General features: G+C 61.3%; 10 protein-coding genes and 1 pseudogene. 10 read left to right on the top strand and 1 reads right to left on the bottom strand.

Annotated elements, in window-relative coordinates; translation table 11 throughout:
* The 9 genes from ACQY7U_RS16025 to flhA form a co-directional block, all read left to right on the top strand.
* Positions 1 to 1,433: flagellar hook-length control protein FliK (locus ACQY7U_RS16025; RefSeq protein ID WP_428646277.1), on the top strand; the 1,433-nt coding region annotated here is incomplete at its 5' end.
* Between the two features lie 31 nt (positions 1,434 to 1,464).
* Entirely contained in the window at positions 1,465 to 2,124 is a 660-nt protein-coding gene (locus tag ACQY7U_RS16020) for a flagellar hook assembly protein FlgD (RefSeq protein ID WP_428646274.1), read from the top strand.
* Positions 2,125 to 2,734: 610 nt separating this feature from the next.
* Positions 2,735 to 3,010, top strand: a complete 276-nt coding sequence (locus ACQY7U_RS16015) for a DUF1153 domain-containing protein (RefSeq protein ID WP_022998157.1) — start codon at positions 2,735 to 2,737, stop codon at positions 3,008 to 3,010.
* 542 nt (positions 3,011 to 3,552) lie between these two features.
* Positions 3,553 to 5,163, top strand: a complete 1,611-nt coding sequence (fliF, locus tag ACQY7U_RS16010; RefSeq protein WP_428646271.1) for a flagellar basal-body MS-ring/collar protein FliF — start codon at positions 3,553 to 3,555, stop codon at positions 5,161 to 5,163.
* The gene (gene fliG / locus ACQY7U_RS16005; RefSeq protein ID WP_428646269.1) at positions 5,163 to 6,212 is read left to right on the top strand and encodes a flagellar motor switch protein FliG; all 1,050 of its coding nucleotides are present in this window, start codon (positions 5,163 to 5,165) and stop codon (positions 6,210 to 6,212) included. Before fliF ends, fliG begins: the two co-directional genes overlap by 1 nt.
* A 38-nt stretch (positions 6,213 to 6,250) precedes the next feature.
* Complete coding sequence (locus tag ACQY7U_RS16000; protein WP_428646266.1) at positions 6,251 to 6,943, top strand: FliH/SctL family protein; 693 nt, start codon at positions 6,251 to 6,253, stop codon at positions 6,941 to 6,943.
* Positions 6,940 to 7,281 carry a flagellar motor switch protein FliN gene (gene fliN, locus ACQY7U_RS15995; RefSeq protein WP_428646264.1) on the top strand — a complete coding sequence of 114 codons (342 nt, stop codon included), beginning with the start codon at positions 6,940 to 6,942 and terminating at the stop codon, positions 7,279 to 7,281. The genes ACQY7U_RS16000 and fliN overlap by 4 nt, the downstream gene beginning before the upstream one ends.
* Before the next feature lie 11 nt (positions 7,282 to 7,292).
* Positions 7,293 to 8,645 (top strand): sigma-54-dependent transcriptional regulator, encoded by a 1,353-nt coding sequence (locus ACQY7U_RS15990; protein ID WP_428646261.1) that lies wholly within the window; start codon positions 7,293 to 7,295, stop codon positions 8,643 to 8,645.
* Between the two features lie 71 nt (positions 8,646 to 8,716).
* The gene (gene flhA / locus ACQY7U_RS15985) at positions 8,717 to 10,894 is read left to right on the top strand and encodes a flagellar biosynthesis protein FlhA (protein ID WP_428646259.1); all 2,178 of its coding nucleotides are present in this window, start codon (positions 8,717 to 8,719) and stop codon (positions 10,892 to 10,894) included.
* A 22-nt stretch (positions 10,895 to 10,916) separates the two neighbouring features.
* Here flhA and ACQY7U_RS15980 read toward each other — a convergent pair whose 3' ends face one another.
* Complete coding sequence (locus ACQY7U_RS15980) at positions 10,917 to 11,192, bottom strand: flagellar biosynthesis protein (protein ID WP_428646257.1); 276 nt, start codon at positions 11,190 to 11,192, stop codon at positions 10,917 to 10,919.
* Between the two features lie 142 nt (positions 11,193 to 11,334).
* Between ACQY7U_RS15980 and ACQY7U_RS15975 the strand changes: the two are divergent.
* Positions 11,335 to 11,637 (top strand): annotated as a pseudogene (locus ACQY7U_RS15975) (GNAT family N-acetyltransferase); the annotation flags it as partial.

The following is an 11,637-nucleotide window of genomic DNA, read 5'->3' as shown; positions in this document are numbered from 1 at the left end:
TGACCGAGCCGGTTGTTTCCGTCTCAGAGGCCGGAGAGCTTGCCGCAGCCGGTCCTGCCGTGGTGTCCGCCGAAGACCCGCTGCCTCTGGCCCCCCTTGCGGGACAGGCTACGGTCTCGGGAGCTGTTGCGGACGAACCGTTCGCCCCGGTGATGCCGGCGACAGAGCGCCGTTGGCAGAGTGAATTGCCGCAGGAATTACGGGCCCCCGAGCTGGCGCTTGGTGCGTCGCTGAGCACCGAGGAGGCCGCTTTTCAGGCCGCCGTTGTGGCGGCTGGCGCCTCCCTGAACGGCGAGAATGGCGATCTGCCTTCGGAGGAAGCCGCCGATCCGGCCGGGAACGTGCAGTCGGGAACACCTGCCCCGGCGGATGACGAGGGCAAGGTAACGGGTCTTGAAAGGGCGTTGCTGGCTACGGCCAATGCATCGGAGACCGCAAGAGCGGCGCTCATGAAGGAAAGGGGCGCGGGCGGCAAGCCGACGCTTGCAGGGCTGGCCCCGGCTTCCATGACCGATCCGGGCTGGGATGAGGCCGTGGCTGGTGGCATCCAGCGCCCGTCAGCGTCCGCCCCGGCCGGAACGGCTGACATCAAGGCACCTGCCCCGGGCGGTGGCTCACCCGCCGTGCCGTCGGACCTTGCGGCGACCGGCGATGACGCCGCCTCGGACGCCCCCCTGATGGAGGAGGCCGGATCGAAAGAGGCCGGCTCGAAAGAGGGCGTGACGAGAGAAGCCGGAGTGGCCCTCAACAGGCCGGATGGCAGTGATCCCCAGGCGCGTCCGGCACCCCGCCTTGCCGACAGGATTGCCTCGGAACTGCCGCCGGCACTTTCCGCGATGGCAGCCTCCGGTCCGGTTTCCGGGGAAGGGAACCAGCCATTGACGCTGTCGGATCTGGCCTTGAGCGGTGAAATCGGGGCAACCACCGTACGCGGTGGCGAGCTCGGCACGGCCATGCGCACGGAAAGCCTGCAGGCGCCGAACCAGAGCCAGTCGTCCCACGCAGCCACCCAGGTGGCCGCGGAAATCGCCCGCAACCTGAAGAACGGCCAGACCCGGTTCCAGATGCGGTTCGATCCGCCGGAGCTGGGCCGGGTGGAAGTGAACATGAAGGTGCACAAGGACGGCACCGTTCAGGCGCATCTGGTCGTGGACCGGCCGGAAACGCTGGACATGTTCATGCGCGACCAGCGCGGCCTGGAAAGGGCGCTTGAGGCCGCGGGTCTCAATCCGGACAGCGACAATCTGCAATTCTCCCTGAAACAGGAAGGCGGTGGCAGCGAATTCGCGTCCGGTGGTGATGGTTCCGATCAGGGAGCCGGCGCCGGACAGGGCGAAACCGATGCTGTTTCCGCGGAAGCGGATCCGGTGGTGGAAGAGATCGTCCGGATGAGGATTGCCGAGCAGCGTGGCGGTCTGGACATGAAGATTTGATCGGGGCGGCGCACCGTCTTTGGAGTGAAAAATGACAGAGGTTTCCTCACTAACGTCTTCTGCGGCACAGAGCAAAAGCGCTGCCAGCCAGTCCGGGCTGATGGCGAACTACGAATTGTTCCTGAGCATCCTGACGACGCAGATCCAGAACCAGGATCCGCTCGATCCGATGGATTCCGCCGAATATACCAACCAGCTGGTTCAATATTCCAACGTTGAACAGTCGATCCAGCAGAACAAGAACCTGGAAAGCATTATCGCTTCGCTGAAGAGCAGCCAGAGCCTGGCCTATGTCAGCTACATCGGCAACGAGGTCACGGTGGACGCGTCTTCCACGCTGTTGTCGGGCGGGCAGGCGAGCTGGAAGTATGAAGTGAAGGAAGACGCCACCGGCACCTATGATGTCTACAATGCCAGCGGCGATCGCATCTATACGGGTGAGGCCGAGTTGAAGGCCGGGTCAGGAACGATCGAGTGGTCCGGGCAGACGGACGACGGCGCCCAGGCCGCGGACGGGGTCTATACCATTGCCTTCAACATGAAGGATGCGGCCAGCCGGGTGGAAAAGGTCATCACGGCCACCACAGGCATTGTCGACAGCGTCGACTGGTCGAGCGGCGAGGCCGTATTGAGCGTGGCCGGTCAGAATGTTCCCGTGAGCTCGGTGATTTCGGTCTCAAAGCCGAGTTGAGCCAAATTTGGCAAGACATGCTTCAGAACCCGGGTCGGGTGGTTTCTTGCGGACCGGCGGAAAAGTTTCCGCCGGTTTTTCGTATTGGATCCTGAAAGACACGGGATCCGGTGCCAGGGCACGAGCCCGTAAATTAGTGCTTTCAGACCAAAGAGAGATGACCAGGCCCCAGCCGGGCGCAGAACAGCAAGGAAAAGCCTGCTGTATCATGCTGCAAAGGTTTTGACGTGGTTGCTCATCCCCACCTCTGATGTCCCTCGGATCGCTTGGGAAAGTACCGCCTCCTGCGTTGTGAAAGCCTGGCAACGAGCCAATTCATCGTTCGTCAGGTGATTGACAGCAAAAAACTTGTCGGATTTTCGGGTGGCAGGCTTTTCTTCCCGGGTGTTTAAGGCCCGAATTGCATTGCAAAATGCAGTTGGGGTAATCGTGGTTAATAAATTTGCGTATATCGATTAATCTTCTCAGTTATACTTTTTGTAAAATCCTAAATATCATTCATTAAATTTGGATTTTATAGTTAATAAAAAGACAATTTTGCTTTAGTCGTTTGTTAAGCGTCCTCTTGTAGTCTCCGTAGAACCTTGGTCATGGTTAGTGTGAGAGTACAATGACCGAACATATTCGTTCGCGTGTTAAATATGTCATCGGGCCCGACGGTAGTCCGCTTACCATAGCAGACTTGCCGCCAACTTCGACGAAACGGTGGGTCATCCGCCGTAAGGCGGAAGTGGTTGCAGCTGTCCGTGGAGGCCTATTATCCCTTGAAGAGGCCTGTCAGAGATACACCCTGACCGTCGAGGAGTTCCTCTCGTGGCAGAGTTCGATTGAAAAACACGGGTTAGCCGGTTTGCGGGCAACCCGGGTTCAGCAGTACCGGAACTGATCCGGAAAAACTGATTTGCGACGCGCCGCGAGGCGCACCAGAAAAGGTCGGCACCGCCGGCCTTTTTGTCTTGGCGGCAGCACTCACGAGTCAGGACACAACCGGCGGGCATATTCGCTCGCCCGGTTCGGACGGTTACACGGGGCGTTGCCACGCCGCCGCCGGGGATGTTCGGCCCCGGAGAACCTTTCGGGCCGTGGGGGCTTTCGTCCTGGCTCACAGGCCAGTCAGGTCGGTCAGCGCGACACGTCCCGCCGTGATGCCGGAAAGGGCCGTCAATCGAATTCTGTTCGAGGCCGGCGTCATTGACCGGGAACGTCAAACTTATCCAAAAATTAATCAGGTAGGCAGTTTTTCCCCACCTCTCTTGCAGTTTGCAATCGGAAAATCCGCAGAAATCAGCCACTTGCCCCGGATCGGAAAGGTTTCGTTAACCACTTGTTAACCTTCAGGGCGGCAAATTTTGCCCATCGAAGGTGTGGCGTGTCGAGCCGAACTCAATAATAACGGCTTAGGCATGTTTCAGATGCGGGCGGGCACTCGTGAACGGACTGATAGAATTCATAAAAACACTGGGAGCGGCACGGATTGCCGCCATGGGCGCTGTTGCCGCGATCCTGATCGGGGTGTTTGCGTTCATTATCCTGCGCGTTACGGCGCCCCAGATGACGACGCTCTACAACGAGCTGACTCTTGAGGATTCCGCTGCCATCATTACCCAGCTCGAGAGCGAGGGCGTCCAGTTCCAGCTGAAGCGCGAGGGCGCAACCATCCTTGTGCCGCAGGAGCAGGTCGCCCGTCTGCGCATGCAGCTCGCCGCTGAAGGGCTTCCGACAGGCGGATCCATCGGTTACGAGATCTTCGACCGGAGCGATACGCTCGGTGCCACCAGCTTCGTTCAGAACATCAATCACCTGAGGGCCATGGAGGGCGAACTGTCCCGGACCATCGGGTCGCTGGACCGGATTCGCTCAGCGCGGGTGCATCTTGTCATTCCGGAGCGCCAGCTTTTCCAGCGCGATCGCCGTCCGCCCTCCGCTTCCATCGTCCTCAATGTCCGGGGTGCGCTCGGAGCCGGCGAAATCCGCGCCGTGCAGCATCTCGTCGCAACCGCTGTGGAGGGTCTGGAGCCCGACCGCGTGTCGATCGTCGACGAAAGCGGCCGGCTGCTGGCCTCCGGTGCCGGTCATGATGATGACGGCATGGTGTCCGCAACGCTCCAGGAACGCACGGTCGCCGTCGAGGGCCGGCTGCGCAACCAGATCGAGGAAATCCTGAATTCCGTCGTCGGGCCGGGCCGGGCGCGGGTACGCGTCAACGCCGAGGTCGACTACAACCGCCTGACGGAGACAACGGAGTCCTTCGATCCCGACAGTCAGGTCGTCCGCTCGACCCAGACCAAGGAAGAAGCCTCGTCCGCCATCAGCCGCAACGGTCAGGTCACGGTCGGCAACCAGTTGCCGGGCGCGGACGGCGAGCAGGGCAGCGACCGCGACACCAGCAGCGTGACCGAGGAAATCGTCAACTACGAGATTTCGCGTTCGACCCGGACGGAAGTCGTGGAAGCCGGTTCCATCAACCGTCTGTCCGTCGCCGTGCTCGTCGATGGTACCTATGAGCCGAATGCCGACGGCGAGGTCGCCTATACCCCGAGGTCGGAAGAGACCCTGGAGCAGATCGCCGTGCTCGTCCGCTCTGCCGTCGGTTTCGATGCCAAGCGCGGCGACGTGGTGGAGGTCGTCAACCTGCAATTCGCACTGCCGCCGCAGGATGACATGGTGGCCGAAGGCGACAACCTGTTCGACTTCACGCGGGACGACATCCTCCGTTTTGCCGAACTCGGTGTTCTCTTCGTGATCGCCGTGATGCTGCTGCTCTTCGTCGTTCGTCCGCTGCTGCGCCGGATCGTGACGCCGGAAGAAAAGCAGCCGCAGGAACTGATGATCGGTCCGGACGGAACGCTGGTGGTCGAGACGGAAGTTCCGCAGGAGATCGAACCGGAAGAGGAATTCGTGATCGAATGGCTTGAGCAGGCCAAGCAGGAAGGCGCCATGCAGGCAAGCTCGATCAGCAAGGTGGGTGAAATGATCAAGGATCATCCGACAGAGGCGGTCACCATTGTCCGCGGCTGGCTGGATGAGCAGGCGGCCTGATGGCGAGTGATCAGCTCCAGAAACAGCTCCAGGTCAGCGTCGACGAGGTCGATCGTGAACTCAAGGGAGCCGAGCGCGCGGCCGTCCTCCTGCTTGCGCTCGGTGAAACCCATGGCGCGCCGATCTGGGACAAGCTCGACGAGATCGAGGTCCGGCAGGTGTCTGCGGCGATGGCCAACCTTGGTCCGGTTACGCCCAACATGCTGGAGAACCTCTTCAAGGACTTCGTCCGGCGTGTCAGCTCCAACGGCGCGCTTACCGGCAACGTGGACGCCACCGAGCGTTTGCTGGCCAGCTTCCTGCCGGGCGAGAAAGTCTCCATCATCATGGAGGAAATCCGGGGTCCGGCCGGCCGCAACATGTGGGAGAAGCTCTCCAACGTGCAGGAGAACGTTCTCGCCAACTACCTGAAGAACGAATATCCGCAGACCGTCGCCGTCGTGCTGTCGAAGATCAATTCCGATCACGCGGCTCGGGTGCTCGGCATCCTGCCCGAAGAACTCGCCCTGGAAGTGGTCAGCCGCATGCTGCGCATGGATGCCGTCCAGAAGGAAGTTCTGGAAAAGGTCGAGCAGACGTTGCGCGTGGAGTTCATGTCGAACCTGACCAACACCTCGCGCCGGGACAGCCACGAGATGATGGCGGACATCTTCAACAATTTCGACCGCCAGACCGAAGCCCGGTTCCTTGCGGCGCTCGAGGAAGACAACCGCGAGGCGGCGGACCGCATCAAGACCTTGATGTTCACCTTCGACGACCTGTTGAAACTGGATGCGGCGAGCGCGCAGACCCTGCTCCGGAATGTGGAGAAGGACCGGCTTGCGATTGCCCTGAAGGGGTCGACCGACTCGGCGCGCGAATTTTTCTTCGGCAACATGTCCTCACGGGCAGCGAAACTGCTTCAGGACGACATGGATGCGCTTGGCCCCGTGCGGCTGCGTGACGTCGATGAGGCTCAAACGGGCATGGTGAACAAGGCGAAGGACCTGGCCGCGAAGGGCGAGATCATGATTTCCAAGTCCAAGGGCGACGATGAGATTATTTACTGATGCGTCAGGGCGCGGCGATTTACACTAGAATGGGCAGCATGACCAACCCGTCGAAATTTCTGTTCAACGTCGACTTCGCCGCTCCGGAGGAGCCGGAAGTGGTTGCGCCGCCGGAACCCGTGATCCCGATGATCACGGTTGCCGAGCATCAGAAGCTTTTGGATCAGGCGCGGGAGCAGGCTTTCGAGGAGGGCCGGGTCAAAGCACTCCAGGACCTGCAGACCAAGCAGGAAACCCTGCTGACGCAGGAGGTCTGCCATCTGGTGCAGGCCGTCGGCGAAGTGCTGCAGACCCTGGACGAGCAACAGGCAAACCGGGAGAAGGATGCCATCAGTCTTGCATTTCTTGTGGCCAGACGCCTTTGTGCCCATCTGATTGCCCGCCAGCCTCTGGCGGAAACCGTGGCCCTGGTGTCAGAATGTCTCGGACCCTTGCGCAAGGCACCGCACCTCGTGATCCGCATCGCTGAAAAGGATGTCGAGGCGTTGAAGGCCCAGGTGGACCCGATCATTCATGAAAAGGGCTTCGAAGGCCGGCTCGTAATCCTCGGTGAACCGGAAATCAGCCGCGGCGATTGCCACATCGAATGGGCGGATGGCGGCATCAGGCGGGACCGCAAGCGTCTTGAAGCCGAGATCGACCAGAGCATTCGCGCGTTCTTGCGGGCGCGCACCACCGCCAAACAGGGAATGACGTCCGGCACGTCGGCGGAAAAGGATACTGACGTATGAGCGACGAACAAGACACCAATATTCCGCTCGATGAGCTGGAAGCACCGCAACGCAGCGGCATGGATGATGAGGGCGGTACGCAGGTCCCCCAGTCCGCAGCCGATCTGGAGGCGGTTTTCGACGTGCCGGTTCGGATTTCAGCCGTGCTCGGCCATTCGAAAATGCATGTGTCCGACTTGTTGAAACTGGGCTCCGGGACGGTCCTGGAACTCGACCGAAAGGTCGGTGAAGCCATTGATATCTATGTGAATGACAGGCTGGTCGCCCGTGGTGAAGTCGTCCTGGTGGAAGACAAGCTCGGTGTGACCATGACGGAAATCATCAAGACGGACCGGTAGGAAAAAAGCGAATGCGCCTGTTAATTGTCGGAACCCTCGGCGGCCAGCTGACGACCGCCTCGAAGATCGCCATGCAGGGCGGCGCGCAGGTGACCCATGCCGATGATGTCGAAGGTGCGCTGAAGGTTCTTCGCTCCGGCCGCGGTGCGGACCTCCTCATGGTCGAGGTTCATCTCGACATTGCCGGGCTGATCGCAAAGCTGCAGAACGAACGCGTTCATGTGCCGGTGGTTGCCTGCGGTGTGGAAACCGATGCCCAGGCGGCGGTCTCCGCCATCCGGGCCGGGGCCAAGGAATACATTCCGCTGCCGCCCGATCCCGAGATGATTGCGGCGGTCCTGCAGGCGGTTGCCCAGGAACGTGGCGATCTGATCTACCGCGACCAGGCCATGGCTTCTGTGGTCAAGCTGGCCGAGCAGGTGGCTCCGTCCGAAGCCTCCGTCCTGATTACGGGCGAGAGCGGCACGGGTAAGGAAGTGATCGCCCGCCACGTGCACAAATGCTCCAACCGGGCCTCGAAACCCTTCATCTCGATCAACTGCGCCGCTATCCCCGAGCATCTTCTGGAATCGGAGCTTTTCGGTCACGAGAAGGGCGCTTTCACCGGCGCCGTCGCCCGCCGGATAGGCAAGTTCGAGGAAGCCGACGGCGGCACGCTGCTGCTCGATGAAATTTCCGAAATGGACGTGCGCCTCCAGGCAAAGCTCCTGCGCGCGATCCAGGAGCGGGTGATCGACCGCGTCGGGGGAACGCGCCCGGTGCCGGTCAACATCCGCATTCTGGCGACCTCGAACCGGGATCTGGCCGAAAGCGTGCGCCAGGGCCAGTTCCGCGAGGATCTGCTGTTCCGCCTCAATGTGGTGAACCTGAAGCTTCCGGCCCTGCGCGAGCGACCGGCGGACATCATGGAACTCGCGCAGTTCTTCATCAAGCATTATTCGGAAGCCAACGGCGTTCCGGTGCGCCTGCTCTCGGCGGAAGCCCGCCAGGCGCTGATGAGCAATCCGTGGCCCGGGAACGTGCGCGAGCTGGAAAACACCATGCACCGTGCCATCCTGCTGGCCTCGGGCGAGGAAATCGGTGTCGAAGCCATCCGCATGCCGGACGGGTCCCCCCTGACGGTATCGAAGGGCCTGGCCGAACGGGCCGCACAGACGGCCGAGGCCATCACCCGGTCCTTTGTCGGGCGCACCGTTGCCGACGTGGAGCGCGATCTGATCCTGGACACGCTCGATCACTGCCTCGGCAACCGCACCCACGCGGCGAAAATTCTGGGAATCTCGATCAGGACCCTGCGCAACAAGCTGAATCAATATACGGATGAAGGGGTTCAGGTCCCGGGGCCGGGGGAAGCCCGTGTTTGATCTCCGGGCGCGGCCGGAACCAGGACAAGTGCAGGGGGCGGTAAAACGCCCGATAGGAGCCGGATAGCAGAATGTCGGATACGGCGGCAGGCGGACAAGGCGGGCAGGGCGGACCTGGCCCGGAAAAACAGGCGGCAGCGGCTGATACCGGCGGCGCTGTTTCCGCTTTTCCGAGCGTTCAGGAGCTGATCGACACGCTTCGCAAGGGCGACGTCGGTCTAGCCACCGGCATCCTGGTGATCCTGACGCTTCTGATCCTGCCGATGCCGCCGGTGATGCTGGACACCTTCCTGGCGGTTTCCATCATCTTCTCCGTCATGATCCTCATGACGGGTCTGTTCATTCAAAAACCCCTGGAATTCTCGTCTTTCCCGACGGTGCTGCTGATCGCCACCATGTTGCGGCTCGGCCTCAATATTTCGTCCACGCGGCTGATCCTGGCCAATGGACACGAGGGAACCGCTGCCGCCGGCAACGTCATCCAGTCCTTCGGCAATCTCGTCATGGGCGGGAATTTCGTTATCGGGATCATCGTCTTCGCCATCCTGGTGATCGTGAACTTCGTCGTCATCACCAAGGGTTCGGGCCGCATCGCGGAAGTGGCCGCGCGCTTCACCCTCGATGCCATGCCCGGCAAGCAGATGGCGATCGACGCCGACCTTTCCGCCGGTCTGATCGACGAATCCGAAGCCAAGAGCCGCCGCAAGGCGCTGGAGGATGAAAGCTCCTTCTTCGGCGCGATGGACGGTGCCTCGAAATTCGTGCGCGGCGATGCCATTGCCGGCCTTCTGATCACCTTCATCAATATTCTGGGCGGGATCTTCATCGGCGTCGCCCAGATGGACCTGACCTTCTCCGAGGCGGCCAACAACTATACGCTCCTGACCATCGGCGACGGTCTGGTGTCGCAGATCCCGGCCCTGATCGTGTCGACCGCCGCCGGTCTTCTGGTCTCCAAGGCCGGGGTGCATGGCGCCGCCGACAAGGCTCTGTCCAGCCAGTTCACGGGCTATCCCAAGGCGCTCGGCATGTCGGCTGCCGTAATGGTAATCCTGGCGCTTCTGCCCGGCATGCCGATGATCCCGTTCTTCAGCCTTGCGGGCCTCGCGGGTTATCTGGCCTATCAGACCGGGGCGAAGAAGAAACAGGAAGCCGCCAAGGTCGCACACAAAAAGGCGATCGAGGCAGCCCCGAAGCCGCCGCCCGAGCCGCCGATCACCGACGCGCTCAAGATGGACGAACTCAGGATCGAGCTCGGCTATGCGCTGCTGCCGATGATCAATGGCAAGTCAAACGGAGACAATGACGTCCTGACCGAGCAGATCAAGGCGTTGCGCCGCCAGGTCGCCGGCGACATGGGGGTCATCATGCCGCCGGTTCGCATTCTCGACAACATTCAGCTCGGTGCCAACGACTATGTCATCAAGGTCAAGGAAGTGGAGGCCGGACGCGGCATTCTCTATCCGAACCATTACATGGTCATGGATCCGGCCGGTGGTCAGGTGAAGCTTCCCGGTACGCACACCACCGAGCCGACCTTCGGCCTGCCGGCAACCTGGGTCGAGTCCCAGTATCGCGAGGATGCCTCCCTGCGCGGGTACACCGTGGTCGATCCGGCCACCGTGCTTTCCACCCATCTGACCGAGACCATCAAGGCCAACATCAGCGAACTGCTGACCTACGGCGACGTGCAGAAACTCCTGAAGGAACTGCAGGGCGAACAGGCCAAGCTGGTGGAGGACCTGATCCCGTCGCAGATCACCGTTTCCGGTGTCCAGCGTGTCCTGCAGGCGCTCCTCAACGAACGCATCTCCGTGCGCGACCTCGGCACCATTCTGGAGGGGGTCTCGGAAGCAACCGGCATGACCCGGAACACCGACACCATCGCCGAGCACGTCCGCACCCGGCTCGGCCGCCAGATCTGCGCGGCAAACCTTTCGCCCGGCGGATACCTGCCCCTGATTGCCCTGTCGCCCAGGTGGGAACAGGCATTCCTGGAATCCATCATCGGCGAGGGCGACGACCGCCAGCTCGCCATGCAGCCGAGCAAGCTGCAGGAATTCGTCGGCGCCGTTCGGAATGCCTTTGAGGAAGCCGCCCATCAGGGCGAGGTGCCGGTGCTGTTGACTTCGCCGCAAACACGGCCGTTCGTGCGCTCCATCGTCGAACGCTTCCGCGCGCACACCACGGTCATGAGCCAGGGCGAGGTTCACCCGCGCATCAAGCTGAAGACCATCGGGTCGATTTAGGAAGCTCGGAAAGGGCCGGTCATTACACCAGAACATTCACCCGGGACATCACGGCCGTCGGGCTTGAATAGCCGTTCAGGCGGCTCTGGTTCTGCATGATGTAAAGGGTGTTGGCCTGGGACGCCTGCACATTGATGGTGCCGAAGGTATTGGCGAGGTTACTGAGCTGCTGCGTTTTCTGGGCCGAACTCTGACGGCGCTTGCTCCACGCCTTGTTGTAGTCGGACCAGGTCGACTTGCGGTTGGAACCGAAGCGCTTGTGATAGTCGCGCTGAATGTAATTTCCGACCTTGGGCATGAACGCATCTTTCCTGGATACCCCCCCAATGTCTCAAGACATGGTTAACGGGCTGTTAACAGATCGCATTACGCGATTTGACCACTTGGTGCGAAACGCGCGAGCTGATAAGCGGGGCGGGACTGAGAGATTTGGAGACAATATGTCAGGCCCTGAGCTCGAACTGAACGGTTACACTGATATCCCGGATGGCAAGGTTGCTTTTGTGGTGACCTTTCTCGAGATGCGGGAGCGGCCGGAACAGCCGCTTGCACCGCCCCGGCAGGATGTGCGCCTGGAGCGGTGGAGCGAACCGAAGGCGGAAGACTATCGCAAACTTTTCCGGGAAGTCGGTGAGGACTGGCTTTGGTTCGCGCGCCTTGCCGCTTCGGACCGGGATCTGGAAGCCTTGCTTGCCGAGCCCACGCGAGAGAACTACCGGCCGATCCGCGACGGCAAGCCTGTC

Origin of the sequence: Roseibium sp. (genome assembly GCF_050301095.1) — a bacterium.
Lineage (GTDB): Bacteria > Pseudomonadota > Alphaproteobacteria > Rhizobiales > Stappiaceae > Roseibium.
The sequence above is the reverse complement of the archived record's forward strand: the minus strand, read 5'-3'. Positions and strand labels throughout refer to the sequence as shown.

What these genes read in the sequence shown, in the direction of transcription:
- ACQY7U_RS15990 (WP_428646261.1), top strand. Translation starts at nt 7,293, where the DNA reads ATGCGCCTGTTAATTGTCGGAACCCTCGGCGGCCAGCTGACGACCGCC.
- flhA (WP_428646259.1), top strand. Translation starts at nt 8,717, where the DNA reads ATGTCGGATACGGCGGCAGGCGGACAAGGCGGGCAGGGCGGACCTGGC.
- ACQY7U_RS16020 (WP_428646274.1), top strand. Translation starts at nt 1,465, where the DNA reads ATGACAGAGGTTTCCTCACTAACGTCTTCTGCGGCACAGAGCAAAAGC.
- fliG (WP_428646269.1), top strand. Translation starts at nt 5,163, where the DNA reads ATGGCGAGTGATCAGCTCCAGAAACAGCTCCAGGTCAGCGTCGACGAG.
- fliN (WP_428646264.1), top strand. Translation starts at nt 6,940, where the DNA reads ATGAGCGACGAACAAGACACCAATATTCCGCTCGATGAGCTGGAAGCA.
- ACQY7U_RS16000 (WP_428646266.1), top strand. Translation starts at nt 6,251, where the DNA reads ATGACCAACCCGTCGAAATTTCTGTTCAACGTCGACTTCGCCGCTCCG.
- ACQY7U_RS15980 (WP_428646257.1), bottom strand. Translation starts at nt 11,192, where the DNA reads ATGCCCAAGGTCGGAAATTACATTCAGCGCGACTATCACAAGCGCTTC.
- ACQY7U_RS16015 (WP_022998157.1), top strand. Translation starts at nt 2,735, where the DNA reads ATGACCGAACATATTCGTTCGCGTGTTAAATATGTCATCGGGCCCGAC.